The sequence below is a fragment of the Ruminococcus sp. FMBCY1 genome, from assembly GCF_023921805.1.
Lineage (GTDB): Bacteria > Bacillota > Clostridia > Oscillospirales > Acutalibacteraceae > Ruminococcoides > Ruminococcoides intestinale_A.
In genome coordinates, this window is record NZ_CP074197.1 from 1,001,901 (window position 1) to 1,017,910 (window position 16,010).

The 16,010-nt window shown below is 37.3% G+C and carries 16 protein-coding genes; 6 read left to right on the forward strand and 10 right to left on the reverse strand.

What is annotated here, in order from left to right; translation table 11 throughout:
• Positions 1–5 precede the first annotated feature (5 nt).
• Genes KGF34_RS04815 through KGF34_RS04830 form a run of 4 tightly spaced genes read left to right on the forward strand, consistent with a single transcriptional unit; the run spans position 6 to position 3,712 of the window.
• On the forward strand, positions 6–545 hold the full coding sequence (locus tag KGF34_RS04815; protein ID WP_252560022.1) for a DJ-1 family glyoxalase III: 540 nt from the start codon (positions 6–8) through the stop codon (positions 543–545).
• Positions 536–1,144, forward strand: coding sequence for a 5-formyltetrahydrofolate cyclo-ligase (locus KGF34_RS04820; protein ID WP_252560024.1), 609 nt, complete (start codon positions 536–538; stop codon positions 1,142–1,144). Before KGF34_RS04815 ends, KGF34_RS04820 begins: the two co-directional genes overlap by 10 nt.
• Positions 1,145–2,476, forward strand: a complete 1,332-nt coding sequence (mltG, locus tag KGF34_RS04825; protein WP_252560025.1) for an endolytic transglycosylase MltG — start codon at positions 1,145–1,147, stop codon at positions 2,474–2,476. It abuts the gene before it with no gap.
• A 15-nt stretch (positions 2,477–2,491) separates the two neighbouring features.
• A complete protein-coding gene (locus KGF34_RS04830; protein WP_252560026.1) occupies positions 2,492–3,712 on the forward strand; it encodes a U32 family peptidase in 1,221 nt (406 codons plus the stop codon).
• A 574-nt stretch (positions 3,713–4,286) separates the two neighbouring features.
• On the opposite strand, the gene KGF34_RS04835 is transcribed toward KGF34_RS04830, so the two are convergent.
• From KGF34_RS04835 to KGF34_RS04865, 7 genes are all read right to left on the reverse strand, one after another.
• Positions 4,287–4,778: a CarD family transcriptional regulator gene (locus tag KGF34_RS04835; protein WP_022235247.1), complete on the reverse strand. Its 492-nt coding sequence runs from the start codon at positions 4,776–4,778 to the stop codon at positions 4,287–4,289.
• Positions 4,779–5,072: 294 nt separating this feature from the next.
• Complete coding sequence (locus KGF34_RS04840; protein WP_252560028.1) at positions 5,073–5,882, reverse strand: enhanced serine sensitivity protein SseB; 810 nt, start codon at positions 5,880–5,882, stop codon at positions 5,073–5,075.
• 19 nt (positions 5,883–5,901) lie between these two features.
• The gene (locus KGF34_RS04845) at positions 5,902–7,941 is read right to left on the reverse strand and encodes an alpha-amylase family glycosyl hydrolase (RefSeq protein WP_252560030.1); all 2,040 of its coding nucleotides are present in this window, start codon (positions 7,939–7,941) and stop codon (positions 5,902–5,904) included.
• Positions 7,942–8,105: 164 nt separating this feature from the next.
• Entirely contained in the window at positions 8,106–8,564 is a 459-nt protein-coding gene (nrdR, locus tag KGF34_RS04850) for a transcriptional regulator NrdR (RefSeq protein ID WP_022235244.1), read from the reverse strand.
• A 413-nt stretch (positions 8,565–8,977) separates the two neighbouring features.
• Complete coding sequence (locus KGF34_RS04855; protein ID WP_022235243.1) at positions 8,978–9,646, reverse strand: Crp/Fnr family transcriptional regulator; 669 nt, start codon at positions 9,644–9,646, stop codon at positions 8,978–8,980.
• Between the two features lie 84 nt (positions 9,647–9,730).
• Complete coding sequence (locus KGF34_RS04860) at positions 9,731–10,888, reverse strand: FprA family A-type flavoprotein (protein WP_022235242.1); 1,158 nt, start codon at positions 10,886–10,888, stop codon at positions 9,731–9,733.
• 152 nt (positions 10,889–11,040) lie between these two features.
• Entirely contained in the window at positions 11,041–11,523 is a 483-nt protein-coding gene (locus tag KGF34_RS04865) for a hypothetical protein (protein ID WP_252560032.1), read from the reverse strand.
• Positions 11,524–11,878: 355 nt separating this feature from the next.
• On the opposite strand from KGF34_RS04865, the gene KGF34_RS04870 reads away from it, so the two are divergent.
• Complete coding sequence (locus KGF34_RS04870; RefSeq protein WP_252560034.1) at positions 11,879–12,778, forward strand: hypothetical protein; 900 nt, start codon at positions 11,879–11,881, stop codon at positions 12,776–12,778.
• On the opposite strand, the gene KGF34_RS04875 is transcribed toward KGF34_RS04870, so the two are convergent.
• From KGF34_RS04875 to KGF34_RS04885, 3 genes are all read right to left on the reverse strand, one after another.
• Positions 12,726–13,229, reverse strand: coding sequence for an AAA family ATPase (locus KGF34_RS04875; protein WP_015512901.1), 504 nt, complete (start codon positions 13,227–13,229; stop codon positions 12,726–12,728). The two genes, KGF34_RS04870 and KGF34_RS04875, sit on opposite strands and share 53 nt — an antisense overlap.
• 157 nt (positions 13,230–13,386) lie before the next feature.
• Positions 13,387–14,682, reverse strand: coding sequence for a tyrosine-type recombinase/integrase (locus KGF34_RS04880; RefSeq protein ID WP_015530038.1), 1,296 nt, complete (start codon positions 14,680–14,682; stop codon positions 13,387–13,389).
• A gap of 160 nt (positions 14,683–14,842) precedes the next feature.
• On the reverse strand, positions 14,843–15,472 hold the full coding sequence (locus KGF34_RS04885; RefSeq protein ID WP_118563748.1) for a helix-turn-helix transcriptional regulator: 630 nt from the start codon (positions 15,470–15,472) through the stop codon (positions 14,843–14,845).
• A gap of 174 nt (positions 15,473–15,646) precedes the next feature.
• Between KGF34_RS04885 and KGF34_RS04890 the strand changes: the two genes are divergently transcribed.
• Positions 15,647–15,877 (forward strand): helix-turn-helix domain-containing protein, encoded by a 231-nt coding sequence (locus KGF34_RS04890; protein ID WP_252560036.1) that lies wholly within the window; start codon positions 15,647–15,649, stop codon positions 15,875–15,877.
• Positions 15,878–16,010 lie beyond the last annotated feature (133 nt).

Consider the following 16,010-nt stretch of genomic DNA (forward strand, 5'->3'; position numbering starts at 1 on the left):
TTGCTATGTTTTATTTATTTTTAGCAGACGGATTTGAAGAAACCGAGGCTCTTGCACCGCTTGATATGATGCGCAGAGCAAAAATTGAAGTTAAAACAGTAGGAGTTACAGGCGAATTTGTAACAGGCTCACACGGTGTTACCGTTAAAGCCGATTTAAAACCCGAAGAAATATCATTTAATAACATTGACGGAGTGGTTCTTCCTGGCGGTATGCCGGGAACCGTTAATCTCGGTAAATCGGAAACTGTGACTAAAGCGGCTGTTTACTGTGCAGAAAACGGCAAAATTACCGCTGCCATCTGCGCCGCTCCGTCTGTTTTGGGTAACCTCGGAATACTTAAAGGTAAAAAAGCAACCTGTTTCCCCGGATTTGAAAAAGAACTTGAGGGAGCAACATACACCGCTGCTCCTGTTGATATTGACGGCAATGTAATTACAGGCAAAGGCGCAGGCTGTGCAATTCTCTTCGGCAAAGCTATTGTAGAAAAAGCAGTGTCTGCCGAAGCTGCAAACAAAGTCTGCGGTGATATGCAATGCCCATAATAAATATAAAAGAGCAAAAAAATTCACTAAGAGCAAAGCATAAGAAAATCAGAACAGCCTGTCCAAAAGAAATCAGAGCCGCTCTTGACAAAACATTGTTTGAAAAATTTGTTGATTTGAAAGAATATAAAGAGTGCAGTATTCTGTTTGCGTTTGTATCTATGCCGATAGAAATTAACACCTACCCTATTCTCGAAAAAGCTATTGCAGACGGAAAAATTCTTGCTCTGCCAAAGTGCAGGCAAAGCGAGCCTGTTATGGATTTTTATAAAGTAACATCACTAAGTCAGCTTATAGAGGGCAAATATTCCATTATGGAGCCTGATACAGAAGTCTGCGGCAAAATTACCGATTATTCAAACGGTCTTTGTCTTGTACCCGGATTAAGTTTTGACTTATACGGCTATCGGATCGGTTTCGGAAAAGGCTATTATGACAGATTTTTAGAACAGTTTGGCGGTACAACGGCAGGTCTTTGCTACTCAAGATGCATTGAGCAAAAACTACCGCACGGAATATATGACAAGGCTGTTGACATAATAATAACTGAAAAATTCACAAACGATACACGAAATGTGTTTGAAAAAGGAATGGTGTAAGTGAACGAAGAAAATAATATTCAGAACCTTGAAGAAAAGCGTCGCCAAAAAGCAAAAAGCTTTACTTTAAATATTCAGGACGATATCTATGACGAATCCGCAAAAGCAGAAAACAACGAACCCGAAGAACTTAACTCTTACAGCGGCGAAGATGTTAAGGAACAGATGGCAAAAAATTCTAAGCAGGCTTTAAAAAAGAAAAAGAAAATAGACAAAAAACTTTCAAAAGCCAAAAATAAGCGTAACCGCAGAGTTTTCAGAGTTATCTGGTTGGTTTCCGTTATAATTGTCGGTGCTATGGCAGGTATGTTCTTTGTGGCAGGCATTGACGATATGCTCGCTATCAACCGTACCGAAGAAAAAAATGTAAGAATAGAAATCCCTGCAAATCCGAATCTTGACACAGTTGCAACCGTTCTTGAAAAGAATAATATCATTGATGATAAAAACTATTTCAAACTGTTTGCAAAATTTACAAAAGCGGATGACGATTTTACACAGGGTACATATGACATCAAAACAAATTTGGACTACGAGGCAATTATCAACTTCTTGCTTAGCAGTGTGAACCGTACAGATACAGTTGAAGTAACAATTCCGGAAGGCAGAAATGTCCTTGAGATTGCTAAGTTACTTAAAGAAAAAGGTGCTCTCGCCGATGAAGACAAGTTCCTTGAGCTTTGTAATTCAAACCATTTTGACGAAGAATATTCATTCTTAAAGGATATTACAAATGCAGATGACCGTTACTACAAACTTGAGGGTTACCTGTATCCTGATACTTATACATTCTACGAAAACGAAGATGCAGAGAATGTTATTTATCGTTTCCTTAATAACTACGAATCAAAACTTACCGAAAAACAGGATGTTCCGGGTTATGATAAGGTAACAACCATTGAAAATATGCTTAAGAAGAACAGAAGCGACTATACTCTTGACCAGGTTATGATAGTTGCGTCAATCATTCAGTCAGAGGCTGCCGATACAGACGATATGTATTACATTTCTTCTATTATCTACAACCGTCTTAATGCCGATGAAGATATGGGTGTTAAGTATCTCGGTCTTGACTCTACTAAATTCTACCCGTACAGAACACAAGCTGATATTCCTGAAGACGCAAGAGATACTTTTGAAAGTTCATATGACACATATTCTAAAGAAGGCTTACCGGCAGGTGAAATCTGTAATCCGGGTATGAATGCAATTATCGCTGCGCTCAATCCTAAGGATACAAATTACTACTTCTTCTGTCACGATAAAGACGGTAACGCTTATTATGCTTCAACAATTTATGAGCATAACGAAAATCTTGCAAATATTGAATAATTAGGAGATTATAATATGATTACAAGACCGGAAGTGCTTGCACCTGCAGGCGATATGGAATGTCTTAACTCTGCGCTTTCATTTGGCGCAGACGCAGTATTCCTCGCAGGCAAAATGTTTGGTATGCGCTCTGCATCAAAGAATTTTGACAATACACAATTAAAACAGGCTTGCGAACTTGCCCACGCAAAGGGTGCAAAATTATATGTAACCTGCAACACTTTACCACGAAATAATGAACTTGACTTTTTACCCGACTATTTAAGCTATGCTCAAGAATGTGGTGTTGACGCATTTATTATTGCGGATTTAGGTGTTTTTGAAGCCGCTAAAAAATACGCTCCAAAGGTTGCAAGACATATTTCAACACAGGCAGGCGTAACAAACTATGCAACCGCAAATGCACTTTATAATATGGGTGCATCAAGAGTTGTGCTTGCAAGAGAGATTCCGCTTGATGAAATCGCACAGATGCGAGCAAAAATTCCGAAAGACCTTGAAATCGAGTGCTTTGTACACGGCGCAATGTGTGTGTCGTTCTCAGGCAGATGTCTTATTTCAAGTTATATGACAGGCAGAGATGCAAACCACGGCGACTGCGCACAGCCTTGCCGTTGGAAATATCACCTTTTTGAAGAAAACAGAGAGGGTCAGTACTTCCCTGTCGAGGAACATTCGGACGGCACATACCTTTACAATTCCAGAGATCTTTGTATGATTGAGCATATTCCCGAGCTTGTAAAAGCAGGAGTTTCCAGTCTTAAAATTGAGGGCAGAGCAAAATCAGCTTATTACACCGCTGTTACAACAAATGCCTATCGCCATGCTGTTGACGGATTTATGACTAACGGTGAAAATTATGTGCTTGAACCTTGGATTAAAGAGGAACTTGACAAGATAAGCCATCGTGAATACAATACAGGCTTTTACTTTGGCAAAGAACCGGGACAGGTTACGGGAAACGGCGGTTACATCAGACATTATGATGTGGTTGCTGTTTGCGAAAAGTCGATTGACGACACCACAACAGAAATTACACAGAGAAACAAATTTCTTGTGGGTGATACACTCGATGTACTGCCGCCAAGCGGTATTCCGTTCAATGTAAAGTGTGTTTCACTTACTGACGAATACGGAAATTCCGTTGATGCCGCACCGCATCCAATGCAAAGACTTACAATGAAGAGTGATGTAAAAATTCCTGATGGTTCAGTTATAAGAAAAAAGAAAATTTGATATAAAAACTCCCCTGTTTTGCGGCAGGGGAGTTTTTGTTGGCTTTGCTAAGTTATTTGTTAAGAATTGTGATAAATTATGGTTTAGCGTAGTGTCAGTCGGGGATTGAAATTTAGCTAACGCTAAATTATCCTCCCAAAAGCAAAAAAGTTTACTCAATTTTTTCAAAAATTGCGGGTTTGGGCAGCGCCCATAAAAATCTTCCGATACAACAATTTATCAGGCGCAAACAGCCACGCTGTTTGCGTGCTAAAACTAAGTTTGTTAAAACAGGCGACAGACATTAAAAAACCTATATTTTATTATGAAATAACGAATTTCTTTTCTTATATTGCTATCGCTTTTAAAGGCTAACGCCGTTGTGTTCAAGCCGCCGAACAGCGAGCTGTTTGGCTATCATTAGATTGCATAAACGGAAAGTATTTGTGGGCTTTGCCCACACCCACGACCTTTGAAAAGGTCGACCAAACTTTTATAATTGATTGGCAAATCAATTTGCTAAACCAAATTTACCCCAACTATTTAAAAAGAACCGAAAAAACACCTTTCACAATTAAATTGAAAGGTGTAATATTTATGCACAATTTACTATTCTGTTAAGTATATCATCGGTAGACTCGTTAAGCACATAAGCAAACTCGCCGAGTACCATTTTCTCTGCTTCTTTCAAAAAGCGTTCATCAGCCATATGTAATCTTTTGCCTCTTTTTAACTGCTGCTTTTCGTGAAGTTTTAAAGTTCTGATTAATCTAAGCAATTCAGATGACTTGCCCTCTGAAATGATGTTTTTAAATGTTTCAAATCTTATATTCTTATTGGAAATCCACTCTTCTTCTTTCGGCATATTATCCAAAAGGTCGATAATCTCATCTTTAGTAAGTACGGCTCTCATTTTTCCGACAAGTTTTTCATTTTGCACGGGAACGAAAACCTTTGCGGTTTTTGTCGCATTAGGACTAAGAACATAATACTCTACATTTACCTTGTCTATTCTTTTTGTTGTAATCTCGGTAACAGTGCAAACACCGTTAACACCATATGCGACTATATCAGATACCTCAAACATTTTCGGCACCTCCATGCGCAGATTTGTAAGCGTTATTTCGATAAAACATACTTCTCTCCTATTCTTAATTCTCATTCGTTAGTAATTGTTTAAAACAATGTCTGACAAAGCGGAAAACAGTTTATGCTTATTATATTTCTTATATCTAATATTATACCATATTTTGATAAATTATGACATAGGCAATATAGCTAACAATGTTATAAAATATGTTGTAAAAAATGCTAATTATTTCTGTTTTTAAAAGAATAAAGCTCCCGAGTTTATCGGAAGCTTTATTTAAAATAAAAATTATTATTGTTCTTTTCTGTAGAATGGTTCTACACCGTTTATTGCATTTCTTGCAAGGTCCATAGTAACAGGCATTACAACAATGTCTACATCTTCAGTAAGGTATGGCTGTGCGGTTTCTTTTATAGCGTCAAAAATCTTTTTCATATCGCCAATAAAGTCAACTACAACCAGGAAGCTCTTTTTGTCGCTGTGCTCCATCATTCTTAAGAAAGCAACGTTTACATTTGGCTCTGCGCTGAAATGATTTATAAGTGTAGCCATAAGGTCAATAGGATAATCCTTTGGTTCGCCGATTTTAATCTGCTCACCCGGCTTGAACAAATCTTTATTAAGTGTGTTAAAGTCTTTCTGCTGCTTGATTGAAATAATCATTGGCTTAGGGAAAGTAACGCTCTTGCCAAACGGATTGATAACAAAACCGACAACACCCGAATGTGGATCCATAACCATTTGTGAAATGCTGTCAAAATCAGTAACTACTTTTTGAGCATTCTGGGTATCCTGCCACTTAAATAATTCTTCTGTATCTGTAAAAAGTCCAAAGAATTTTTCTTTTTTCTGATTTTCAAGAAGTCTGAACTGAACCTGTGTTGCCTGCTTCATAACAGTCTGACCGTTTTCTGTAACAGCCTGTGTTGTAGGAACAACCTTTGCAGGTAAAATAAACTTAGCCTTTACAACTTCTGTAATCATCTTGTCAACGTTCTCTTTTGAGTTGTCTTCCTGCATATTTACAATTGCTTCTTTTAAATCAGGGTTAAAAATCTTTTCAGCAGGTACTCTGCTGTTTTCCATTTTCATTTCGCTCATAATATTTATCCTCCAATAGTCAGTTTATAGTATAAGTTTTTCCGTCCTCAACAATAAGTCCCTTATCTGCCGGATATTGCTGAGAACCGTCTTCGTCACCGTCATTAAAAATAATATACGGTGTTTCCCAATCTTCTGTAAAGGTATAGCTGTACTTTCCGTCGCTTTCCTTTGTCATTTCAATTCCCGGCCAGGTTTCGTTTTCATACAGTTCATCGTTGTAAACATATGCAAAAATCTGATCGCCCCAGCTGTCGGGCTTTTCAAAATATACCTTTGTGCCGCTTGAAATTGAATATTTTACTTCTGTAGCAAATACAACTCTTTCGTAGGTTTTTACACCCTTGGAATTTTTAGCTGTAAGTTCAAGTGTTGCTATATCACTTCCGCTCGGTACAGAAACGGTTACGGTTTCTCCGTTCTTATATGAAACAGCCGCTGCTCCGTTAAGAGCATATTCCGCATTATCCGTATTTGCACAAGTAAGTGTGACTGTTGCGGTTTTACCGCTTTGAATATTAAATACGGTGTCCTCGGCAACGCCTACTTCGGCGGCAGCTTCATATTTCTTATAACCGTCGTTATAAAGAACTACCACACTGTTTGCCGGAATATCGGCATCAGAAGTAAGTTTACCGTTTTTAACGGTGTATTCTGTCTTGCCGTCAACTCTGTTTACATATGTACCGTCGGCAAGATTTGTTTCAAATCCTGTCTTAAGAGCGTCTTTTGTATTTACAATTACCGCTCCTTTTGTGCCTCTTTCAATCATAACAGCGGTTGAATCGGAGTTCGGATTTACAATATTTTCGTCTTCGCCAATCATAGCTGTACGGAAGAAATTTACGGCTTTTACACTCTTATCCTTGTACATATCGTCACCCTCTGTGCCGATACGGTTCATTCCCCATTCGTTATCAACGCTTGAGTTATAAGGACGGTCAAAGAACAGCGGTGTGCCGTCTTTTCTTGCAGTAATTACTGCCCAACCGAGGATAACCTGTTCCTTAGTCATATTGTACCAGTTGCCGTCATTAATATAGTTATCGTGAGATTCAACCCATGTAACCATATTAAGCGGTGCGTCACCGAGCCAATAATCACTTACAGTACCTTTTGACAAAGTATTGTTTGTAATTGCGCCTCTGATTTTACTGCCGTATGTACTTGCTGTAGTATGACCTATTGCCTCAATATAGTCGGCAATTCTTTCATTGTTGCCCTGAAGCACCTCTCCGTATATAAACAGATTGTCAGCATTGTTTACTTCGGTGATTACTCTCTGCCAGAAGTTATTTGTAAAGCCGTCATCTTCCTTAGGATCGTCAGGTAAGCCGATGTGCTTTGCAGTATCATAACGGAAACCGTCAGCACCGCAAGCGACACAGTCATTGAGATACTCAATAAAATAATCCTGAAAAGATGTGCGCTCTGTATTAATATCAGGCAAACCACCCATTTTGTAAGTAGTGCAAGCAAGTCTGTTTGAAAAGTCATTGAGGTCATACGCATTGTTTTTATGATAAAGCGTGTCCAAACTTCCGCCGCCTGCATCAATAAGATCCTGACTTACTGCGCTTGTGGTCGGTGTTGTGTGGTTAGCAATAACATCAACAATAACCTTAATACCGTACTTTTCCGCCTCGTCACACATAGCTTTAAACTCGTCACGAGTTCCGAGCTGATAGTTACCGATTTTAAAATCGGTGGGCTGATAATGATAGTACCATTTGCCATCACCGTAAAGCTGCATTCCGCCGTTCTCGCCCTCAAGGCAAGCATTAATAGGCGAAGTCTGCAGCGCCGTATATCCTGAAGCCGCAATGTCAGCCATAGATTCCTTTATAGTATTGAAATCCCACGAAAAACACTGCAAAATTGTACCGTTATCAATCTTATCTGCGTGAGCATACTCGGTAGAAGTATTGGTAGAAGTATTATCATCTGAACCGTTCTGCGAATTTGAACAGCCTGTCAAATAAACGACAGAACCTGTGAGCATAGCAGAAACCAACAGACCTGATAATATTCTTTTAAACAAATAATCACCATCTTTCATTTCACAATTAATCCGAGTGCGATAAGCCACAAGGATAAAATTATTATAACATTATTTCTTAGCAAAATAAATAGTATTTTGAGAATTTTTACAATTATTTTAAAAATTCCTACCTAATAAACAAAAAGAGCCTGATTTTTTTGGATAATCAGACTCTTAAAATATTACTTTTTTTCGGTAAGGAGTTTGTTTAACTCCTCCATAAATGTATTAATATCCTTGAATTGGCGATAAACCGAGGCAAAACGAACATATGAAACTTCATCAACCTTTTTAAGGCGCTCCATTACAAGTTCACCGATCTGCTCGGCAGTAATTTCTCGTTCAAAGCCGTTCTGTGCAGTAAGCTCAATGTCAGTGACCATTTCTTCTACCTGTTCAACAGAAACAGGGCGCTTTTCGCAAGCACGAAGAATACCTGCAGTCAGCTTATTGCGGTCAAAAACTTCTCTTGATTTGTCACGCTTGACAACATAGAGAGGAATGTTCTCAATAATTTCATAAGTTGTAAAACGCTTTCCGCACTTAAGACATTCTCTTCTTCTGCGTATTCTTTCCCCGTCATCTGCCGAACGGGAATCCACAACCTTACTTTCTTCAAATGAACAATATGGGCATTTCATAAAAAGCTCCCCTAAATCACAAATATTCTAAAAATATTATAACATACCGAAAAATTCAAGGCAATAAATATTTATTTACAAATTTATTACATTTTTGCTCTATGCTGATTTTTACAAATGAAAAAAGCAACAGTTGAGAATAAACTCGTCTGTTGCTTTTTTAGGGGTAATAGGGTTATAGAAGAAATTTATGTTATGTAGTTGATAGCATATTTTTAACAGCTCATTCGCTGTTTCTTTTAAAATTATAGCAGAATAATACTATTTTGGAAATTGCATTTGCAACGATTTTCAAGAAACTGTATAAAAATACAGTAATAAATTTTATTGAATACTCACTAATATGCCAAGATTTAATTAATATCAAGACTAACACAAGCAATATTCATTACTGTATTAAATATCCCTACAATTCATAATTTTTGCAATATGGTGAAATTATCACCGTTAAAATCTATTAATCCGTCTTTTTTCATTTTATTAAGCTCACGGGAAAGCGCCGATTTATCAACGCTTAGATAATCCGCAAAATCCTGTCTTGAGCCTTCAATGCAAAAAGAAGAACTTCCGTCACGCTTTTCTCTGAATTCAAAATAACGCATTATTTTTTTGCGTATGGAACGCTCTGAAAGCACAATTTTATATTCGAGAGAGCGCAAATCCATCTCCTCAAACAATACAAAAAGATTTTTAAGTAATTTTTGCTGAATAATAATCTTTTTATAATCATTTTCTTTAATTTTCGCAAAATCAAGAAAAAGAATTGTCGACTCCCCATGCGACACTATTTCAATATCGCAATGTGTGGTTCGTGGTGCGGCGGTGATAAGCCAACCTATGCTGTCACTGTAAACTCTTCCCAAAATTTCACGAACTCCGTCTGAATTATATTTTTGTATTTGAGCCGCACCCTCAAGCACAAAAGCGGAATATTTATGAATTTTGCCTGAACTTACAATAATATCATCATTTTTATAGCTCTGAATTTTATAATCAAATTCCACAAGCGCCTGTTCTATTTCTTCATCTGTAAAACTTTCAAAAATCGGGTGCTTCCTTAGGAATTCAAAATGTTGTTCCATATTTCCTCCGACAAATTAAATATGCAATACTAAAAATATCCGTAAATTCAAAACAGTTTGCGTACTTTTACAAAAACTATTTTATTAAATTATTGAATCTGCAAGAGCGGCAAGCTGAACTTCATTTTCAGCTGTCATAGTTGAACGGATTGTAACCTTGGCATCTGAAATCTCAATACCCTTCATTTCGTCAAAATAAGGCTGCATAGACTTGATTGCACAAGGTGCCCATGAACCGTTTTCAATCATAGCGACTTTACGGTTTTTGTATCCTTTAATTTTCAAATGATGTAAAAAGTCATTCATAACAGGGAAAACTCCGCCGTCATATGAAGGAGCGGCCACAACAAGTGTAGAATACTTAAATGCGTCCTCAACATTTTCTGCCATATCACTTCTTGAAAGGTCAGAAATAGCAATCTTTTTATCTGTTTTCTCTTTCAAAATATCATAAAGTTTTAAAGCGGCTTTTTCGGTATTGCCATGAATTGAACAATAAGCGATAAATATACCGTCAACCTCCGGCTCATACTTGCTCCAGATGTCATAAAGGTTAATATAATAACCGAGATTTTCAGTAAGAACAGGACCGTGTAACGGACAGATTTTCTCAATGTCAAGCTTAGCTGCTTTTTTAAGCAAAGCCTGAACCTGCACACCGTATTTTCCGCAAATATTAAAGTAATATCTTCTTGCCTCGCAAGCCCAATCTTCGTCTGTATCAAGTGCACCGAATTTACCGAATCCATCGGCAGAAAAAAGCACTTTTTCCTTGCTTTCATATGTAACCATAACTTCGGGCCAATGTACCATAGGCGCCATATAGAAAGAAAGTGTATGTTCGCCGAGGTTTAATGAGTCGCCCTCTTTTACAGTAACCGTTCTGTCAGTAAGGTCAATGTCAAAAAATTGAGGCAGCATATTAAATGTCTTTGCATTTCCGACAAGCTTCATATCTGGATATTTATCTGCAAGCAACTGTATGTTTGACGCATGGTCAGGCTCAAGATGATTAATAATAAGATAATCGGGAGTTTTTCCGTCAAGTACATTTTCAAGATTTGCAACCCATTCATCGGTTTTTCTCTTATCCACCGTGTCAAGTACGCAGATTTTTTCATCAAGAATTACATATGAGTTATAAGAAATGCCGTTTGGCACAATGTACTGACTTTCAAAAAGGTCAATATCTTTATCATCAACGCCGATATATTTAATAGCGTCAGAAATATTTATATTCATTTTTATTCTCCCCTTAATTAAAATAATAATTCGTATATGATTATACCATAATTAGACATATATTTCAATAGAGTCAGGCAGCAAATTAGCTACTTTTACAAAAAGCAAAAATATATAAACAAATACAAATAAATACTCCTAAGCAGTAAATATCAAAAAAAAATACTTAAAACAGACAAAATTGTTGCCAATGCAGGAGCAAAGCTCAGTTCTATATTATGAATATATTTTATTTTGTCGAGCAATGGCGGAAATTCACCATAAACAGCGTAATAACAGACTATGGATTTTAAATATCGGGCAACTTGAAATCCGAACATTCCAAAAGCCGTCATGGTATTTACAGCATTATTTCCGATATAACTGATATTTGTATTTATAACAGCAAGAAATATTAAACAACACATTACTAAAGAAATTGCTATATTTGTACGGGAAACATTTTTACATTCTGCATTATAAGAAAAAATCCAGAATCCTACCGCACCGCAAATCAAAAGTACGGCAAAGAGTATATGTAACGGATAATTATACGGATATAAAATTTTATTATCGTATAAAATCCTTGAAATAAAGAGCAAAACAGCATTATACAAAAGCAGTCCCATATCTCCTATCAATATTTTTTTACTCATTCAATAATCTCCTTAAAATAAATCAGTCTTTGCAGTACAACTTACTTATAATTTATGGTTACCGAAAAAAGTGTGAAGCGATAAGATAAAAATAAATTTTAACTGCCGATAAATGCTTTATTAAAGTTCTATAACAGTATTATCAATCATTAATGAATAGCTGTTTTCATAATTATTTAAGTATCCGAAAATTGAGCTGTCCCCAAAAAGTTAGACTAAGAATCTAACTTTTTGGGGACACATCAAACTTGACTGCTTTTTTATATCAAAAAAATCTGAAAGGAGCACCAATGTGAGCAGAAGTCCACCAAACCACCAATATATACTATCTCATTCTCATTGAAAGGAGAGTTTTATGAACAAATTTAAAAAGCTAAAGTCGGCAATTATTTCCTTTTGCAAGCCTAAAAAGCTGACATCATTGGCAGTTGCATTAACAACAATCTTTGCTATACTACCTGTCGCTAATATTTCGGCAAGTGCTTATTCATATACGGGGCTTAGTGAAATCGGCGGCAAGGTATTGATTCAATCTTCGAAAAATCCGTTAGTCCTTATTGACAACGGAAGTGCAGGCAAACTTGACGCATATAAATTCCTTATCAACGGTGAGGTCGGTTATTGTATTGACCCACAGCTGCCGGCACAAAAGACAGGCGGCAAGACTATGGAGTTTACACAGTTTTCGGGTGAAACAGGCAAGGAAGTAATAAAACTTGACCCTAATTCGACTGACGAAAAAGAAAAGGCTCTTATAGTAGGTCTGAGTGTTCTTTACGGCGGTTACGGAGATTATTTCTCAACATTCGAGAACGGCGGTAAATCCGCTAAGTCCATAATGGACGGATTTATTGACGGTGTGTATTCATCTTTATTTAGTAAGATGAATACACGAGAAGATAAGTATTATTTCTTATCGCATTATACGCTCTCACAGCTTTATCACGAGCTTGTAAATGACGGTACATCTTGGAAAACTTGGAGCAACTACAAAGATGTTAACACAATGATTAATCGCTTAGTAGATTACACAAAGAATATAGTAAAATCCACAGGTGATTATTCAGCTATTAAGCGTAGTTGTGCAACCAACAATTACTACATTACACAGCCAAAAGGCAAAGACGGCACTTTCTGCCCCCACTCAGGAAATATTGCTAAAATACAGTTTAGATTTACCATACATACAAATCTGGAAGTTATCATACCGCCTTTATTATTTTCTCTACATCTTTTTTTCTTGATAGCCATATAACTTTATCATCATATCTATCTAAAATACTTCTTATTTCTTTCAGATTTTTATTCTGAAAAGTTTCAGTCCATTTCAAAAGGTTATAGACCGATTTTAAAGTTTCTCTTTTTCCTTTTTGTATTCCCAATTTTCTTTTTATAGAGCGCATAATAATTCTACTTTTATATAAATAACCAGGCATATCTAAAACATATATTTTATCAGCTTCATCAAAACTTTGCTGTACCCAGGCATAATATACCCCCTCAATTATCCACTCATCATTATTATATAATATTTCTTGTAATAACGCTTTTCGTTCATCAAGCGTTCTCTTTTTGCCATATTCTTTGGCGTTATTATCCCATTGAATATCATCTAAGTCGAAATGGGAAATATTATACTTTTTTGAAAGTGCATTTGCTAAATAGGTTTTTCCAGAACCACTGCAACCAATAATATGTATTTTCATAAGTCAGTATTCTCCACAAATTCAAGTTTGCCGAAATATCTTTCTAACTTTCCCTATTTTACAGGATTTTCAGCCCATTCATTAGTGAAATGATATGTATTTTCCCTTATTTTTGCCCTTATGAGATAATCGTAAGGGAAATAAGGGAAAGTTTTATTTAGTCGTTGCCTGCCACTTTATCAAGTAACTTTGCGGATTCCCGCTTGGCTTTTCTTGTGGAATGGGCGTAGACATTCATTGTGGTACTGACATCTGAGTGTCCTAACAGTTCCTGTACATCTTTCGGAGCTGCTCCATTTGCCAGAAGGTTGCTTGTGTAGGTGTGTCGCAACTGGTGAAAATGAAATCCTTCAAATCCATCCAGTTTCTGAGCAATCTTCCTGCAAACAATTCCTAACGTGCTTGGCAGTTCCAAACTTCCATCCGGTCTTAAGCAGACAAAGGATATTTCCTTATAATCTTCTGGAACATTCTCTGTTCCGTCCAGATGATAGAACTCATAGTAAACTCTGTTTTTGTCTTTTACTTCTCTGTAGTAGTTTTTGTGGTAAAGTTCTCCGTACTGCATTCGGTTTTTAAGTTGTTCCTTTCGGGCATTGCGAAGAATCTCTGCCAGTGTATCTCCAAAATCAACAATCCTTACCTTTTTTCGTTTGGTTGGTCCGATGATATTCTTGTGCCTTGAACCATCATATCGGATACTTCGTCTGATCGTAAGGCACTGTTCTTCAAGATTTACATCCTGCCATGCCAGACCACAGGCTTCACCGATACGAAGTCCTGCATAATAAGCTATCTGGATTGGAAGTATTGCCGGTGGATTGTAATCCTGTAGAAATTCAATCAGTCTTTCATAATCCTCTCGTGGAATTGGCTGTATATCGCCATCCATGTCATCATCAGAAAACAGGTCAACCTCATCCGTCTGGTATTTCAGCTTAATATACTGCATCGGATTGAAAGTGATATATTGCTTTGGGGATACTGCAAACCGGAATGACTGCTGTAATACTGCCGAGAAAGAACGAATGTAATCTTTGCTGTAACCTTTTCTTTCTGAACCATCTGGATAAGTGCCACCAAAGGAAAGCAGATCGAAGAAGGCTTGTAAATGCTCAGATGTTACATTTTTCAACTTTCTCTCTGAAATTGGATGCTTCTTGATGTTGGTAATAGCACCGAGGTAATTCTGGACTGTTCCATTACTGAGAGTACCGGTCTTTAATTCTTCCTCTGCCCATATATCAAGTAATTCTCCAACTGTAATATTTTCCGACTTTGCAATGAATTTCTTGCTTTCGTAATCGTCCATTGCCTGACGGAGCAGTTTTTCCGTTTCACTTTTGCTTTCTGTTCCAGCGTATTCTTTCTGAACCAGATTGCCGCTTGCATCTTCTACATAGAAGCGGTAGTACCATTTCTTTCCTTTTTTTCTTACAGATCCTTTTGCCATAATCGTGTGTCTCCTTTCGATATCAGACAATCGGAACTGATGAAATGCTTCTTGCGTGTAGGCATCTTATGGACAAGTCCATAAGCCAATTCGCCGCTCGTCAAATCTGTAAACAGCCTGACTCGCTCGTGCTCATTGTATCATAACTCCGGTTGTCGTTCTATACCGAATCGGAATCCTCATACAAAACTTCTGATAAAAGATTTTCAAGCCTTTGTTCTGCCATTTCCGGTTTCTTGGAATAGAGCCTTACAATATCTGCCATGTCATTAAAAGCATTAACAGTATGGGTGATCTCCCGGAGAAACATAATCTCGTTATATTCATCATTCGATTCAAACCCCATTACTTTTGCAATATCAGCTTCATTTGTGCTGCCCTTGTAATTCTTGCAGGCAAACTGGAATGATTCCAGAAACAGGTTATATTGCTTTAACATCAACAGCAGTAAATCTTTGGAAAAAGCATCTTCCTTTTTACTAAGGTCGAGAGGTAACTGTTTGAGAATATCGCCCATTGCATCACGAATCTGTAATTCTTTCTTATCCGTAATATCGGTTTCGTATTCATCGGTTTCCCCCTTGAGCCATTCAATAGATACATGAAGTGCTTCCGAAAGACCTTCCAGCACCATCTTTTTGGTATTGTCAATCGAACCATTCTCATAACGAAGGATTGTGGAAGCGGTAACTCCCATCTTCTCTGCAACATAAGGCTGTGTCAGATTTAATTCCAGACGACGCTGTTTTGCCCTGTTACCTATCAGCTTGCGTAGTTCTTTATCTTTCATGCTGATTGCCTCCTTTTTCGGTATGTATGAATTATAGCATGTACCTCACATAATTGCAATATGCAATTTAATGATTATTTTTAAAATTTCATAACGCTTGACAACGCAATATAAAACCGCTATACTAACAGCACAACAAAAATTGCATAATGCAATTTAACAGGAGGTGACAAGATGACGGAAAGAAAGATTGCATTATCCATCGAGGAAGCAGCCGACTATACAGGAATTGGCAGAAACACTTTGAGAAAGCTGGTTGAATGGAAGAAGCTTCCGGTATTAAAAGTCGGAAGAAAAGTCCTTATTAAAACTGACATTCTGGAAAAGTTCATGGAAGCCAACGAGGGGCGTGATCTGAGGGATAAAGGAAATGTAAAAGCTGTCACAAGAAATGTGACAACTTAAAAAGGCGGCTTCCTAAGAAACCGCCAAAGGTTCTATCAGACCGAAGCCATGATATACCTACACGCAAGAGGATTATACCATGTGCTTCTCCTGATATGCAACCGGGAACTGTTGTTTATCGGAAAAAGAAAGG